12 protein-coding genes are annotated in these 15,601 nt (G+C 64.0%); 7 read left to right on the forward strand and 5 right to left on the reverse strand.

What is annotated here, in order from left to right; genetic code table 11:
• Window positions 1-235: 235 nt before the first annotated feature.
• The gene (gene clpS, locus NDY25_RS21690) at window positions 236-556 is read left to right on the forward strand and encodes an ATP-dependent Clp protease adapter ClpS (protein WP_043889778.1); all 321 of its coding nucleotides are present in this window, start codon (window positions 236-238) and stop codon (window positions 554-556) included.
• Between the two features lie 142 nt (window positions 557-698).
• Window positions 699-2,981 carry an ATP-dependent Clp protease ATP-binding subunit ClpA gene (gene clpA, locus NDY25_RS21695; RefSeq protein WP_168959518.1) on the forward strand — a complete coding sequence of 761 codons (2,283 nt, stop codon included), beginning with the start codon at window positions 699-701 and terminating at the stop codon, window positions 2,979-2,981.
• Window positions 2,982-3,123: 142 nt separating this feature from the next.
• Here the strand turns inward: clpA and infA are convergent, their stop codons facing one another.
• From infA to trxB, 4 genes are all read right to left on the reverse strand, one after another.
• The gene (gene infA, locus NDY25_RS21700; RefSeq protein WP_002813418.1) at window positions 3,124-3,342 is read right to left on the reverse strand and encodes a translation initiation factor IF-1; all 219 of its coding nucleotides are present in this window, start codon (window positions 3,340-3,342) and stop codon (window positions 3,124-3,126) included.
• 80 nt (window positions 3,343-3,422) lie between these two features.
• Entirely contained in the window at window positions 3,423-4,151 is a 729-nt protein-coding gene (gene aat / locus NDY25_RS21705; RefSeq protein WP_256628022.1) for a leucyl/phenylalanyl-tRNA--protein transferase, read from the reverse strand.
• 100 nt (window positions 4,152-4,251) lie between these two features.
• Window positions 4,252-5,370: a GNAT family N-acetyltransferase gene (locus tag NDY25_RS21710; RefSeq protein WP_168959516.1), complete on the reverse strand. Its 1,119-nt coding sequence runs from the start codon at window positions 5,368-5,370 to the stop codon at window positions 4,252-4,254.
• Window positions 5,371-5,427: 57 nt separating this feature from the next.
• The gene (gene trxB, locus NDY25_RS21715; protein ID WP_115038962.1) at window positions 5,428-6,396 is read right to left on the reverse strand and encodes a thioredoxin-disulfide reductase; all 969 of its coding nucleotides are present in this window, start codon (window positions 6,394-6,396) and stop codon (window positions 5,428-5,430) included.
• 282 nt (window positions 6,397-6,678) lie between these two features.
• Between trxB and NDY25_RS21720 the strand changes: the two genes are divergently transcribed.
• The 5 genes from NDY25_RS21720 to crcB all read left to right on the forward strand — a co-directional run bounded on the left by NDY25_RS21720 (window position 6,679) and on the right by crcB (window position 14,154).
• A complete protein-coding gene (locus NDY25_RS21720; RefSeq protein WP_006448849.1) occupies window positions 6,679-9,036 on the forward strand; it encodes a DNA translocase FtsK in 2,358 nt (785 codons plus the stop codon).
• Between the two features lie 289 nt (window positions 9,037-9,325).
• Entirely contained in the window at window positions 9,326-11,251 is a 1,926-nt protein-coding gene (locus tag NDY25_RS21725; protein ID WP_168959515.1) for a DUF3857 domain-containing transglutaminase family protein, read from the forward strand.
• A 64-nt stretch (window positions 11,252-11,315) separates the two neighbouring features.
• Window positions 11,316-11,987, forward strand: a complete 672-nt coding sequence (gene lolA / locus NDY25_RS21730) for an outer membrane lipoprotein periplasmic chaperone LolA (protein ID WP_168959514.1) — start codon at window positions 11,316-11,318, stop codon at window positions 11,985-11,987.
• A 159-nt stretch (window positions 11,988-12,146) separates the two neighbouring features.
• A complete protein-coding gene (locus NDY25_RS21735) occupies window positions 12,147-13,436 on the forward strand; it encodes a replication-associated recombination protein A (RefSeq protein WP_218974120.1) in 1,290 nt (429 codons plus the stop codon).
• 316 nt (window positions 13,437-13,752) lie between these two features.
• A complete protein-coding gene (gene crcB, locus NDY25_RS21740) occupies window positions 13,753-14,154 on the forward strand; it encodes a fluoride efflux transporter CrcB (RefSeq protein ID WP_006448736.1) in 402 nt (133 codons plus the stop codon).
• 98 nt (window positions 14,155-14,252) lie between these two features.
• Here crcB and NDY25_RS21745 read toward each other — a convergent pair whose 3' ends face one another.
• Window positions 14,253-15,458: an acetyl-CoA C-acyltransferase gene (locus NDY25_RS21745; protein ID WP_014507726.1), complete on the reverse strand. Its 1,206-nt coding sequence runs from the start codon at window positions 15,456-15,458 to the stop codon at window positions 14,253-14,255.
• Window positions 15,459-15,601 lie beyond the last annotated feature (143 nt).

The following is a 15,601-nucleotide window of genomic DNA, read 5'->3' on the forward strand; positions in this document are numbered from 1 at the left end:
CGGCGCGTGGCATCCGCGCCCGCCACGATCACAACCCGGCCCACAGCTCGGCTCGAACGATTACGCGTACCAAGCGGCGGCGTGGATCGTTGCGTAACGGAGGCGCACGACGGTGCCATTGGCAGCGCGGTCACGGAATCGGTCATCAAGGGCCAGCCAGGGAATCGGAGACAAATTGTGCGGGCCGCGGCGCAAATCGTCCAATGCGCGCAACGATGAACCGTATAATGGCCACATGCCTCGTAATACTACGCACGAACACGATCACGGCCTGATGGTCGAAGCCAGCAAGCCTGAAGTGGCGCCACCGCCGCGTTATCAGGTGCTTCTGCTGAACGATGACTACACCCCGATGGACTTCGTGGTGACCGTTCTGGAGCAGTTTTTCAACCTGAGCCTGGAGCAGGCGACCCAGGTCATGCTGCATGTCCATACGCGCGGGCGCGGTGTCTGCGGGGTCTACAGCCGCGAGGTCGCCGAGTCCAAAGTGGCGCAGGTCAACGAGTTTTCGCGGATGAACCAGCACCCGCTGCTGTGCACGATGGAGCAGACCTGAGCTCGGTCCAGGATCATTCCAGCAGTGCAACACTGTGGCTGCAATCATATGCTAACGCCGTCTGAACATACCTATCCGATAGGGTTGTGGTAAATCCCAACAAAAGCCGCATATTGTTGGCAACAGCCGTTCGGAGTTACCAATGTTCAGCAAAGACCTAGAGCAAACCATCGGCCAGTGCTACAAGCGAGCACGCGAGGCGCGTCATGAATTCATGACCGTCGAGCACCTGCTGCTCTCGCTGCTGGACAACCCTTCCGCCCAGGCCGTCCTCAAGGCCTGCGGTGCGGACCAGGTGCGCTTGCACAACGACCTGGAACAGGCGATCGAGGCCTCGGTCTCGCGCCTGGCAGAAGACGATGGCCGCGATACGCAACCAACCCTCGGCTTCCAGCGGGTGCTGCAGCGCGCTGTCTATCACGTGCAGTCCTCGGGCAAGAAGGAAGTCACCGGCGCCAATGTGCTGGTCGCGATCTTCGGCGAAAAGGACTCGCACGCGGTGTATTTCCTGAATCAGCAGGACATCACCCGCCTGGATATCGTCAATTACCTCTCGCACGGCATCGCCAAGCTGGGTGAAGACGGCGAGCAGCCGTCCGCGTCCGATGGCGAGCCCAAGAGCGAAGGTGGGGAAGGCGAGGCCAAGGGCGATGCGCTTGCCGAGTTCGCCACCAACCTCAACGAGCAGGCCCGTAACGGCAAGATCGACCCATTGGTCGGCCGTGCCGACGAAATCGAGCGCACCATCCAGGTGCTGTGCCGCCGGCGCAAGAACAACCCGCTGTACGTGGGCGAGGCCGGCGTGGGCAAGACCGCGATCGCCGAAGGCCTGGCCAAGCGCATCGTCGACAACGACGTGCCCGAGGTGCTCGCCGAGGCGGTCATCTTCTCGCTCGACCTGGGCGCGCTGGTGGCCGGCACCAAATACCGCGGCGATTTCGAAAAGCGCCTCAAGGGTGTGCTGGCGGCGCTGAAGAAGGTGCCCAACGCAGTGCTGTTCATCGACGAAATCCACACCATCATCGGCGCGGGTTCTGCGTCGGGCGGCACCATGGATGCGTCCAATCTGATCAAGCCAGCGCTGTCGTCTGGCGAGCTGCGTTGCATCGGTTCGACCACGTTCCAGGAATACCGCGGCATCTTCGAAAAAGACCGTGCGTTGGCGCGTCGCTTCCAGAAGATCGACATCGTCGAGCCGACCGTGGGCGAGACCTTTGAAATCCTGCAGGGCCTCAAGCCCAAGTACGAAGCGCACCATGGCGTGACCTACGCCGACGACGCGCTGCAGGCCGCCGTGGATCTGTCGGTCAAGCACATCGGCGACCGCTTGCTGCCGGACAAGGCGATCGATGTGATCGACGAAGCCGGTGCGCGTCAGCGGTTGATGCCGGAAGGCAAGCGCAAGGAGCTGATCGATATCGAGGAAATCGAGACCATCGTCGCCAAGATGGCGCGGATTCCGGCCAAGCAGGTCAGCGCGACCGACAAGGACGTGCTGCAGCATCTGGAGCGCAATCTGAAGATGGTGATCTTCGGGCAGAACCCGGCGATCGAGACGCTGGCCGGGTCGATCAAGCTGGCGCGTTCGGGTCTGGCCAATCCGGAAAAGCCGATCGGCAACTTCCTGTTTGCCGGTCCCACCGGTGTGGGCAAGACCGAGGTGACCAAGCAGCTCGCGCTGCAGTTGGGCATCGAGCTGGTGCGTTTCGATATGTCCGAGTACATGGAAGCGCATTCGATCAGCCGCCTGATCGGCGCGCCTCCGGGCTATGTCGGTTTCGACCAGGGCGGCCTGCTGACCGAGAAGGTGGTCAAGACGCCGCACTGCGTGCTGCTGCTGGACGAAGTGGAGAAGGCGCACCCGGACATCTTCAACATTCTGTTGCAGGTCATGGATCGCGGCATCCTCACCGACACCAACGGGCGCGAGGCGAACTTCAAGAATGTGATCCTGGTGATGACGACCAATGCCGGTGCCACGCAGGCATCGCGGCGCTCGATCGGCTTTACCAAGCAGGATCATTCCACCGATGCGATGGAGTCGATCCGTCGTGGCTTTACGCCTGAGTTCCGCAACCGTCTGGATGCGATCGTGCAGTTCCAGCCGTTGGGCTTCGATCACATCCTGCGGGTGGTGGACAAGTTCATCATCGAACTGGAAATGCTGTTGCAGGAAAAGCACGTCTCGCTGTCGGCAACCCCGACCGCGCGCGACTGGCTGGCCCAGCATGGTTTCGATCCGCTGATGGGTGCACGCCCGATGTCGCGCGTGATCCAGGAGAAGATCAAGCGCCCGCTGGCCGACGAGTTGTTGTTCGGCAAGCTGATCGCTGGTGGCCGGGTCAACATCGACGTCAAGGATGGCGAGCTGGTGGTGGAAGCACATCCGGAACCGGAGCGTTTGCTGCCGGCAACTGTCGACTGATCGCGTTGCGGTCTTGAAACAAAAAGCCGCTCATTCGAGCGGCTTTTTTTGTGTCTGCGGCATCGCGCTCGTCTCCGCCACACAAATCGCAGGCACGACGAAAGGCGGCCAGTGGCCGCCTCGCGTCTCACACCAGAACCGCTTACTTCATGCGGTAGGTAATACGACCCTTAGTCAGGTCGTAGGGAGTCATCTCAACTTTGACCCGGTCGCCGGTCAGGATGCGGATGTAGTTCTTGCGCATACGGCCGGAGATATGGGCGATGATTTCATGCCCGTTTTCCAGCTTGACCCGGAACGTGGTGTTGGGGAGCGTCTCGCTGACGCTGCCTTCGAATTCAATGGAGTCGTCTTTCGACATGTAATCCTGTGCAATCACGGCTGGCCCGGGAGGGCCGTAGGGGACAGCATTTTACGCTCCATCTCCCCCCGGTGCAAATTTTATGTTAAGCGGACTTCAGCGAGCGCGCTGGCAGGCCGCTCGCCGTAGCGCTCGGACCAGTTGCCGGGCGGGGCGGGTTGGGCGACCTGCCGCCGCACCTGCTGCAGGAACTGCGCGCGTGGCAGGCGTTGCGCGCCGAGGCGCATCAGGTGCGGGTTTTCCACCTGCGCATCGATCAGTGGCCATCCGCAGCCATGCAGATACTCAGCGAGTGCTGCCAGCGCCACCTTCGAGCCGCCGCTTTCGGCACTGAACATGCTTTCGCCGAAAAACATCTGGCCGATCGCCACGCCGTAGATGCCGCCAATCAAGCGCGCACCATCGAACACTTCCAGCGAATGCGCGTGGCCCAGGCGGTGCAGTTCGATGTAGGCCTGCTGCATCGGTGCGGTGATCCATGTGCCGTGCTGGCCTGCGCGCGGTACCGATGCGCAAGCGTCGATCACCTGCGCAAAGGCAGTGTCGGCACGCACGGTCCAGGTGCTGCTGCGCAGTTTGCGCCGAAAGCGCGAGGACAGATGCACGGCATCGGTACGAAAGACCGTGCGCGGATCCGGGCTCCACCACAGGATCGGCTGGTCGTCGGAGAACCACGGGAATACGCCGTGCGCATACGCATTGAGCAACCGCTGCGGCGACAGATCGCCGCCGAGTGCGAGCAAGCCGTCCGGTTCGCGCAAGGCGTGCTCGACGGGCGGAAACGGCGCGGCAGGATCGGCGTCAAGCAGGTAGGGGAGGGGCGCGACATGCGGGGAGTTTAGAGCGTGTTATGCCATTCGCACTGGAGGCAGCTACTAAACGACGGAGCTCAATGCCAAGCGCGCGCCTTTAATCACGGAATGGGCTGTGCTCGAACAGCTCACGCGCATGCTGGGCGACAGCCTCGCGCTCATCCGCGCACCATTGCGCCAGCGGTTCGCGAAAGGCCGGGTCGGCGATCCAGTGGCGGCTGCGCACCAGCGTCGGCAAAAAGCCCCGCGCGATCTTGTGTTGGCCCTGGGCGCCCGGTTCGAACCGGCTCAGGCCTTCGCGCAGGCAATATTCGATGCCTTGGTAATAGCAGGTTTCGAAGTGCAGCCCCGGTAGCGCTTCGCCGCCCCAGTAGCGTCCGTAGAGCGTGTCGTGGCCGCGGAGGCACAGCGCGCCGGCAATTGGGTGTCTGTCCAGTTCGGCCAGAAACATCACCAGTTGACGTGGCAGGTGCTGGGCCAGGTGTCGCAGGAATTCCGGCGTCAAAGCCGGCGAGTTGCCGTATTCGTTGAAGGTCTTGAGGTAGAAGCCGTACATCGCGTCCAGATCGGCAGCGCTGGCCTCGTCGCCGTGCACCACGCGCAACTGCACGCCGGCGCGCTGCACCTTGGCGCGCTCCTGGCGGATGTTCTTGCGCCGTTTGTGATCCATCGCTGCCAGAAAGCTTTCGAAATCGTTCCAGCCGCTGGCGTTATGCCAGTGGTATTGCAGGTCGTTGCGCTCCAGCCAATCGGCGTCGAACGCGGCGTCTTCGTCGACTGGGTAGAAATTCACGTGGGCCGACGACAGACCGCTGCGCTCCACCAGTTCACGCATCGCCGCGAGCAGCTGCGGCCGCCATTGCGCCGCGCCGAGCAGGCGAGGGCCAGTCACCGGCGAGTAGGGCACGCCGCACAGCCACTTGGGGAAGTACTCCTGCCCGTAGCGGGCGTAGGCATGAGCCCAGGCGTGATCGAACACGAACTCGCCATGGGAGTTGTTCTTGAGATAGCCCGGCGCAGCGGCGACCAGCGTGTCGCCATCCCACAGGGTCAGGTGCAACGGGTTCCAGCCCCAATCCGGGCGCAGGCATCCCTCGCGTTCGAGGCCTTGCAGGAAGTCATAAGACACGAAGGGATGGGTGCCGTCGTGCAGCGCATCCCAGGCGCCGGCCGGAAGCTCGTCCAGCCGGCGGCACCAGCGGGCGGTCACGCTCATGCGTGCGGCCCGTGGGGAGCGAGGCTGCCCGCACGGCACGGCCGGCGGTCAGCCACCTCAGGCGCTCTTGTCGAGATAACGCTCGGCATCCAGCGCGGCCATGCAGCCGAACCCAGCCGAGGTGATCGCCTGGCGGTAGTGCTGGTCGGCGACATCGCCGGCAGCGAACACGCCGCTGACCGAGGTCTCGGTCGCCGCGCCGTTCAGACCGGAGCGGATTTCCAGGTAGCCGTTGTTCATCGCCAGCTGGCCGTCGAACAACTGCGTGTTGGGATGGTGGCCGATGGCGACGAAGAAGCCGTGCGCAACGATCTCGCGGGTGCTGCCGTCGAGGGTGGACTTGACCCGCACGCCGGTGACTCCGGCATCGTTGCCCAGCACTTCGTCGATGGCGTGGTGCCAGACGGTTTCGATCTTGCCGGCGGCGACCTTGGCGAACAGCTTGTCCTGCATGATCTTTTCGGCGCGCAGCGTGTCGCGGCGGTGCACCAAGTAGACCTTGCGGGCAATGTTGGACAGGTACAGCGCTTCTTCGACTGCGGTATTGCCGCCGCCGACCACGACCACGTCCTGGTCCTTGTAGAAGAACCCGTCGCAGGTGGCGCAGGCAGACACGCCGCGGCCCTTGAAGGCTTCTTCGCTGGGGATGCCCAGGTACTTGGCGGTGGCACCGGTGGCGATCACCAGCGCATCGCAGGTGTACTCGGCGCTGTCGCCGCTCAGGCGGAACGGGCGCTGCGAGAGATCGGCGGTGTGGATGTGATCGAAGATCACTTCGGTCTCGAAGCGCTCGGCATGCGCCTGCATGCGGCTCATCAGGTCCGGGCCCATCAGGCCATGAGGGTCGCCCGGCCAGTTGTCGACCTCTGTGGTGGTCATCAGCTGGCCGCCCTGCTGCAGGCCGGTGATCACCACCGGCTTGAGGTTGGCGCGCGCGGCATAGACCGCGGCGGTCCAGCCGGCCGGGCCGGAGCCCAGGATCAGCAGGCGGGAATGCTTGGCGGGACTGGCAGATGAGGCGCTCATGTATACTCGCGATCTAGGAAAAGACAGGGCTGGCGCATGAATTCGCGCCCCTGTGGCGGCATAGAGTGGCGGTCCCCACCCGGTGAATCAAGGCGGCGCGATGGAACTGCATGAACCGCAGATGGCATGGTCCACCCAGTACGCGTAGTCGACGCCGCCTTGTGCGGCGTTTTTCGTTGACTGGCTGGTGCCAAGGCAAGCGGTGAAGTTCAACAGCTGAAACTGTGGCGTCAGTCGTTTATTATCAATCACTAACAGCATATTTCTAAGGTCTGGCTACAGGTGGCAAAGCAGGTTCCCGAACGCAGCAAGCCCGCAGAGGGCAAACCGTCCTCGCGCAAGACGGCGGTGGCGGATAATCCGCGTCGGCAAAAGCTCTGGCGCGATCTGGCATTGATCGCGGTGGCGCCGTTGCTGCTGTATCTGCTGGCCAGCCTGTTCACCTATTCGGCGGCCGATCCGGGCTGGTCGCAGACCGGCAGCGTGGTCGCGCCGGTGCACAACATGGGCGGCCGGGTCGGTGCATGGACGGCGGACGTGCTGCTGCAGCTGTTTGGTTATGTGGCGTTCCTGCTGCCGGTGGTGCTGGGCGCGGTGGCCTGGATCGCCTTGTTCGGCATGGACAAGGAAGGGCAGGCCGAGGCCGATCTGGGGCCGGCCCTGCGCCTGGTCGGCATGGTGGGGTTCCTGATTTCTTCGACCGGCTTCCTGCACCTGCGCCTGTTCACCGGCGATGTGGCCGGGGCCGGCGGCATCCTGGGGCGGTTGGTCAGCAATTCGCTGAGCGCCGGGTTCGGTGCGTTAGGCGCGAACCTGTTCGTGATGGTGTTGTTGCTGGTGTCGATCACGCTGGCCACGGGGTTGTCGTGGTTTGCGCTGATGGAACGTATCGGTAAGGGCGTGTTGGCGTTGGGGCCGCTGATGCAGCGCAAGACCCATCAGGCCACCGAGTGGCAGCAGACCCGCGTGATGCGCGAAGAGCGCGAGGAAGTGCGCAAGGTCGATGCGGTCAAGCAGGCCAAGCGTGAGCCGGTCAAGATCGAGCCGCCGCCGGCACCGGTGGTTGAAAAGAGCGAGCGCGCCAAGCGCGACACCCAGATTCCGATGTTCCAGGGCGTGAGCACCGATGGCTCCGATCTGCCGCCGCTGGCGCTGCTGGACGACCCCAAGCCGCAGGCCAAGGGCTATTCGGAAGAAACGCTGGAAACGCTATCGCGGCAGATCGAGTTCAAGCTCAAGGACTTCCGCATCGAGGCCCAGGTGGTCGGGGCCTATCCGGGTCCGGTGATCACCCGTTTCGAGATCGAACCGGCCCCAGGCATCAAGGTCAGCCAGATCAGTTCGCTGGACAAGGACATCGCGCGCGGGCTGTCGGTCAAGTCGGTGCGCGTGGTGGACGTGATTCCGGGCAAGTCGGTGGTGGGGTTAGAGATCCCCAACGTCACCCGCGAGATGATCTTCCTGTCCGAGTTGCTGCGCTCCAAGGAATACGACAAGTCGCCCAGCCCGTTGACGCTTGCGTTGGGCAAGGACATTGCCGGGCGCCCGACGGTGGCCGATCTGGCGCGCATGCCGCACTTGCTGGTGGCCGGTACCACCGGTTCGGGCAAGTCGGTGGCGGTCAATGCAATGGTGCTGAGCCTGCTGTTCAAGGCCTCGCACAAGGAACTGCGGATGCTGATGATCGACCCGAAGATGCTCGAACTGAGCGTCTATCAGGGCATCCCGCATCTGCTGGCGCCGGTGGTCACCGACATGAAGGAGGCCGCCAACGGCCTGCGCTGGTGCGTGGCCGAGATGGAGCGCCGCTACAAGCTGATGAGCGCGGTGGGCGTGCGCAACCTGGCCGGCTTCAACAAGAAGATCAAGGACGCCATCGACGCCGGCCAGCCGATGATGGACCCGCTGTTCAAGCCCAATCCCGAATTGGGTGAGGCGCCGCGGCCGCTGGAGTCGCTGCCGTTCATCGTGATCTTCATCGACGAATTTGCCGACATGATGATGATCGTCGGCAAGAAGGTCGAAGAGCTGATCGCGCGTCTGGCACAGAAGGCGCGTGCGGCTGGTATCCATCTGATCCTGGCCACGCAGCGGCCGTCGGTGGACGTCATCACCGGCTTGATCAAGGCCAATATTCCAACCCGTGTGGCGTTCCAGGTCAGTTCCAAGATCGATTCGCGCACCATCCTGGATCAGTCCGGGGCCGAGGCGTTGCTGGGCAACGGCGACATGCTGTATCTGCCGCCGGGCACGGCGCTGCCGGACCGCGTGCACGGCGCCTTCGTCAGTGACGAGGAAGTGCATCGGGTGGTCGAGCACCTCAAGGCCAGCGGGCCGGTGTCCTACGTCGAAGGCGTGCTGGACGAAGTGCAGACCATGGGCGACGGCACCGTGGTGGGTGCGACCGGCCTGCCCGAAAGCAGCGGCGGTGGCGGCGACGAGTCCGACCCGTTGTACGACGAGGCCTTGCGCATCGTCACCGAAACCCGGCGTGCCTCGATCTCCGGCGTGCAGCGGCGCTTGAAGATCGGCTACAACCGCGCCGCGCGTTTGATCGAAGCGATGGAAGCGGCCGGCGTGGTCAGCCAGCCAGAGCACAATGGCGACCGTACCGTGCTGGCACCGCCGCCGCCCAAGTAATCGGCAACCGGCAACCGGCAACGCGGCGCGTGTCGGCTTACACGTGGCGCCGCGTTCCGGGCTTAGGGGCGGCTAACAAACCGTGGCGAGAGGCCGCGTCCCGCAATCGGCGAGGACACCGCACCAGACAGCTTGCTGCTTGGTTTTGTCGGCCGCTCTTATCCGGATTGCGTGCGCGTACCCGCAGCCACATGGATGCGGCGATGTTGGAGGCCGGTGCTTGACGCTGCCGCGCACACCGGCTACCCTGTTGAGCAAGGGCCGCTCCGGCCCGTCGTGATCGAGACCCATGCTGCGTCGTCCTGTGTTGCTGCTTCTGCTGCTGATCTCATTGCCGCTGCTGGCTCAGGCCCAGCAGCAGGCCGCGCCTACCGCCGCTGCCGCACGCACGCAGGCCGACACCAACTACAGTTTCGTGCGCTATCGCGCCGACTACGAAGTACGTGCCGACGCCAGCAGCGTTGAAACCGACGAATACGAGATCCTGCTCAAGACCAAATCGGCAGTGGAGCAGTTCAGCCAGGTGCGGCTGAGCTATAGCGAGAAGATGGAAACTCTGGAGGTGCTGCAGGCCTACACGGTTACCACCGAGGGGCTGCGCCAGGACGTGGCGGCCGACAAGATCTACACCCAGGAAAGCTATTCCAGTGCGGCGGCAGCGATGTACGCCGACCGCAAGGTCAAGGTGGTGGTGTTCCCGAATCTGGCACCGGGCGCGCGCATCATCTACCGCGTGCGGCGTGCGCAGAACACCCCGTACTTCCCCGGTTATTTCAGCCTGTGGGAAACCTTCAGCGTGTTCGCGCAGTACGACGATGCGGTGATCACGCTGGTGGCGCCGAAGGTCTTGCCTATGCATTTGTCGGTGCGCGGGCTGCAGGGCGGCACCAAGCCGGTGGTGCGCGGCGATCAGGCGCGCTGGGAATGGCGCTACCAGCGTGCCACGCCGATGAAGAACCAGAACTGGAGCGCGGCGACCTGGGAATTCAGCCCGACCTTGATGGCCAGCACCTTCGACAGCTGGTCGCAGATGGGCCTGGCCTACCACGTCAAAGGCGGCCGCGCTGCTGCGGTGACGCCGGCGATCCAGTCGCTGGCCGACGAGGTGACGCGTGGCATCGACGACCCGCGTGCGCAGGCGGCGGCGTTGTACGCCTGGGTGGCGCGCAATATCCGCTACGTGGCGGTGTACCTGGGCAACGGCGGGCTGGAACCCAACAGCGCCGACAGCATCCTGGCGAACCACTATGGCGACTGCAAGGATCACACCGTGATCCTGGAAGCCTTGCTGGCCGCCAAGGGCATTGCCAGTACGCCGGTGCTGATCGGCGCCGAGGGCGGGCCGACGCTGCCGCCGATTCCGGTGCTTGGTCGTTTCAACCATGCGATCACCTACATCCCGGCGTTCGATCTCTACGTGGACTCGACCAACCCCTACGCGCGCTTCGGCCAGTTGCCGGCCGGCGACCTCGGTGCGCCGGTGGTGCATACGCTGGACGGCAAGGTCACGCACACCCCGCCCAACGACCGCAAGGTCAACCGCTACGTCGCGCGCACCGAGTATCGCTTCACCCCGCAAGGCGGCCTGCAAGGCATGACCATGCTGGATAGCGGGCAGACCGGCGAGGTGGGCTTGCGCGCGATGTTCGTGCAACTCAACGCGCAGAACCGCAATCGCATCGAAGAATCGATCATTGCCCAGTCCGGCTTCGACGGCACCGGCGATCTGCTGATCCAGGGCGACCCGCTGGATCTGGATGCGCCATTCAATTACCGCTACGCGTTCCAGGCCAACGATGCGGTGGATTTTTCGGTGGTCGGCGGCATGACCTTGCCCGATATGCCCGGTGCCGAATCGACACGCGGGATCTATACGACCACCTCGGCCGAAGACAATCTGACTCCGTTCTACTGCAACGACAGCGTGCGCGAAGAAACCTATGTGGTGAGCTTCCCGGCGACGGTGCCGATCATCGCGATCCCGCGTAGCAGCACCTTTCGCAATGCCGCCGGCGAGTATGCGGTCGAGTGGACGCGCCAAGGGCAGACGGTGACCGCGGTGCATCGGCTGCAGCGTGCCGCAGTGCGTGGGCCGCAGGCGCTGTGTCAGCCGCAGGATTACCGCGCATTCCGCGAGCTCTACCAGCAGGTGCGGCGCGGGTTTCGCGGGCAGATCGTGTATGGCGATCTGTCCAGGGTGCAGACGGCACAGTGAGATGGATTGGTTTGTCGCAACCGCGATCCGAGCGCGGCAGGCGATAGCGCTCGCCCATTCATCTATGAAGTATCAGAATCCACGCATTCCCTTTTGGAAGACCGCGATGCATCGCCAGCTCCGTTATGCCGTCCTCGCCACAGCCCTGTTCGCCAGCACCGCATTTGCCGGTGCACGTCAGGAGCTGGATACGTTCACGCGCGGCCTCAAAGGGCTGGACGGGCAGTTCAGCCAGCAGGTCTCCGATGCCAATGGCCGGGTCAAGGAAAGCTCGAGCGGGCGGGTGGCATTGTCGGCGCCGCGCCAGTTCCGTTGGGAATACGCCAAGCCCTACAAGCAGCTGATCGTTGCCGACGGCAAGAAGGTGTGGGTGTTCGACCCGGACCTAGAGCAGGTCACCGTGCGCGCGCAGGGCAGCGAAGAACAGAACAGCCCCTTGGTCGCCTTGATTGATCCGGCACGCCTGGACAAGCAATACGACGTCAGCGAAGAAGCCGCGCCGCGTGATGGGCTGCAGTGGCTCTCGCTGACGCCCAAGGTGGATACCGAAGCCAGCTTCCAGATGGCCTCGCTGGGATTCGGCAAGGAAGGTCTGGCCAAGATGGAGGTGGTGGACGCGGTCGGCCAGCGCACCGCCATCAGCTTCAGCGGCTGGAAGCGCAATCCTGCCTTCGCTGCAGACACCTTTCGCTATACGCCTGGCAAGGGTGTGGACGTGGTCGGCGACGCGCAGTAAGCCCTCGTTCGACGCATCCGCACTGACAACGGCCTTCTTCGCAGAAGGCCGTTTGCTTACGCGATACAATGATGCGTGGCACGAACCAAGCTCCCCATCGCTCCCGAAGCCGATCTGCTCAGCGTAGATGGCGAGCATCTGCGCCCGCTGGCCGAGCGCATGCGTCCGCGCACCCTCGACGAGATGGTCGGGCAGAAACGCTTGCTGGCACCCGACAGCGCATTGCGACGCGCGGTGGAATCCGGTCGCGTGCATTCGATGATCCTGTGGGGACCGCCCGGTTGCGGAAAGACCACCCTGGCGCTGCTGCTGGCGCATTACTCGGATGCCGAATTCAAGGCGATCTCGGCGGTGTTGTCGGGATTGCCGGAAGTGCGCCAGGTATTGGCCGAGGCCGCGCAACGCTTTGCCAGCGGGCGCCGCACGGTGTTGTTCGTCGATGAGGTGCATCGCTTCAACAAGGCGCAACAGGACGCGTTTTTGCCGCATATCGAGCGCGGCACGATTCTGTTCGTCGGTGCGACCACCGAAAATCCATCCTTCGAATTGAACTCCGCATTACTATCGCGTTGCCGCGTGCATGTGCTGGAAGGCGTTTCGCCGCAGGACATCGTCGAGGCCTTGCAGCGGGCCTTGCATGATTCGGAGCGCGGGCTGGGGCAGGAGACCATCCAGGTCACCGATGCCTCGCTGCTGGAAATCGCCAGCGCCGCCGATGGCGATGTACGCCGCGCACTGACGCTGCTGGAGATCGCCGCGGAACTGGCGACGGGCGAGGGCGGCGAGATCACCCCGCAGACGCTGCTGCAGGTGCTGGCCGACCGCACCCGTCGCTTCGACAAGAACGGCGAGCAGTTCTACGACCAGATCTCGGCGCTGCACAAATCGGTGCGTAGTTCCAATCCCGATGCCGCGCTGTACTGGCTGACCCGCATGCTCGATGGCGGCTGCGACCCGGCATATCTGGCGCGGCGGCTGACCCGCATGGCGATCGAGGATATCGGCCTGGCCGATCCGCGCGCGCAGAGCATGGCGTTGGAAGCCTGGGACATCTACGAGCGTCTGGGCAGCCCGGAAGGCGAGTTGGCGTTCGCGCAACTGGTGCTGTATCTGGCCAGCACCGCCAAGTCCAATGCCGGCTACGCGGCCTTCAATCAGGCCAAGGCCGAAGTGCGCGCCACCGGCACCCAAGAGGTGCCGCTGCACCTGCGCAATGCGCCGACCAAGCTGATGAAGACGCTCGGTTACGGGCAGGATTATCAGTACGACCACGACACCGAAGGCGGCATTGCGCTGGATCAGACCGGGTTCCCCGATGCGATGGGCGAGCGGGTCTTTTACAACCCGGTGCCGCGCGGGCTGGAGATCAAGCTCAAGGAAAAGCTCGATCGTTTGCGCGCGGCGCGCGAACAGGCCAGGGCTGAGAAGGCCCGCAAGCCGGCGGGATAAGCGGTGACAACGCTGGATAGCATCGCGCCTTGGAGCTGCACGCCGTCTGCGTCAAGGGGATGTGTTTGCCAACCCTGCCGGCACGGCGTTCTGTGCCCGGCGAGTGTTTATCGACTTGAAGCCAGCGAGAAAACGAACGCGCGGCCACTGAGCGCACGCAGCCGATGCTCGGTACGGCGTCACCACTCGTACAATCCGGTTAGAGCGCGCCGTTGATGACCTGATGCGAGCTCGCCACGTTTTGTTCGCAGCTTTCAGGAATGACAATGCACGACACGCACTTGCAGACGCAGCCAATCCATTGCGGAAAGCGCGCATGAACGCACCGGTGTGGTGGCAGCAATTGCTGCTGGCGATGACCGGCGGCGCGCTCGGATCGGGCCTGCGCTTTGCCATTGGCGCGTCCTTGCTGCAGCGCTTCGGCACAGGATTTCCATGGGGCACCCTGACCGTGAACCTGGTCGGTTCGTTCGTCGCCGGTGTGCTGCTGGTGTGGCTTGATGCGCGCGGGCCATCCAGCTGGCCGCTGCGGGCCTTGTTGATCGTCGGTGTGATCGGCGGGCTGACCACGTTCTCGTCGTTGATGATGGAATGCCTGGTGTTTGCGCGCACCGATCGCTCCGCGATGATCGGCGTGTATCTGGCAATCACGCTGGTGGCCGGCTTGGCCTTGGTGTTTTTGGGTGCGCGCACCGGTCAATGGCTGGTGGCGCGCTGAAAGTAAGAGAGGGCGTGCTTTCGCACACCCTCTCGATCACTGCATATCGATGTAAAGCGAGATCGTGACAACATCCCGATCGCGCGCCAGGCAGCGGCTTACAGCGCTTCGATAATGCCCGCCGCGCCCATGCCGGTGCCGATGCACATGGTGACCATGCCGTACTTCTGCTGCCGGCGACGCAGGCCGTGCACCAGGGTGGCGGCACGGATCGCGCCGGTCGCGCCCAGCGGGTGGCCCAGAGCGATCGCGCCGCCCAGCGGGTTGACCTTGGACGGGTCCAGTTCGCTGTCGCGGATCACCGCCAATGCCTGCGCGGCGAAAGCTTCGTTGAGCTCGATCCAGTCGATCTGGTCCTTGGTCAGGCCGGCCTGCTTGAGCGCCTTGGGAATCGCCGCGATCGGGCCGATGCCCATCACTTCAGGACGTACGCCGGCCACCGAGAAGCTGACAAAGCGCGCCAGCGGTGTCAGGCCGTAGTCCTTGATCGCCTGCTCGGAGGCCAGCAGCACCGCACCGGCGCCGTCGCTCATCTGCGAGGAGTTGCCGGCGGTGACGCTGCCGCCGAACTGGCCGTTGCGGAACACCGGGCGCAGTTTGGCCAGGCCTTCGAGCGAGCTGTCCGGGCGCGGGCCTTCGTCGGTGTCGACCAGGCGCTTGCGCAGCGCGATGACATTGCCTTGCAGGTCGGGCTGATGCGAGAGGATTTCGTACGGGGTGATCTCATCGCGGAACTCGCCAGCGGCGATCGCAGCGATGGCTTTTTGATGCGAGGCAAGCGCAAATGCATCCTGATCCTCGCGCGAGACCTTCCATTCCTCGGCGACCTTCTCGGCGGTGATGCCCATGCCATAGGCGATGGCGACATGGTCGTCGGCGAACACGTTCGGCGACATGGCGACCTTGTTGCCCATCATCGGCACCATCGACATCGACTCGGTGCCGCCGGCCAGCATCAGGTCGGCGTTGCCCAGACGGATCTGGTCGGCCGCCATCGCCACGGCCTGGATGCCGGACGAACAGAAGCGGTTGATGGTCTGACCTGCCACGGAATTGGGCAGGCCGGCCAGCAGCACGCCGATGCGCGCCACGTTCATGCCTTGCTCGCCCTCGGGCATGGCGCAGCCGATGATGGCGTCGTCGATCCGCGACAGATCGATGCCCGGCGCCTGCGCCACCACCGCACGCAGCACGTGCGCCAGCATGTCGTCGGGACGGGTATTACGGAACACGCCCTTGGGCGCCTTGCCGACCGGGGTACGGGTGGCGGCGACGATGTAGGCTTCTTGAATCTGCTTGCTCATGGCTATCTCCGATAGCCGGGAATCGAGAATGGGGAGTCGGGAATCGCAAGTGCGGATTCGCCTGAGTTCGCCATTTTCATTACCCGGCAGAATAGTGGGGAGAAGCGGGGAGTCGGTTGGGCTTTTACCCATTCCCGATTCCC

The sequence above is a fragment of the Xanthomonas hortorum pv. pelargonii genome, assembly GCF_024499015.1.
GTDB lineage: Bacteria > Pseudomonadota > Gammaproteobacteria > Xanthomonadales > Xanthomonadaceae > Xanthomonas > Xanthomonas hortorum_B.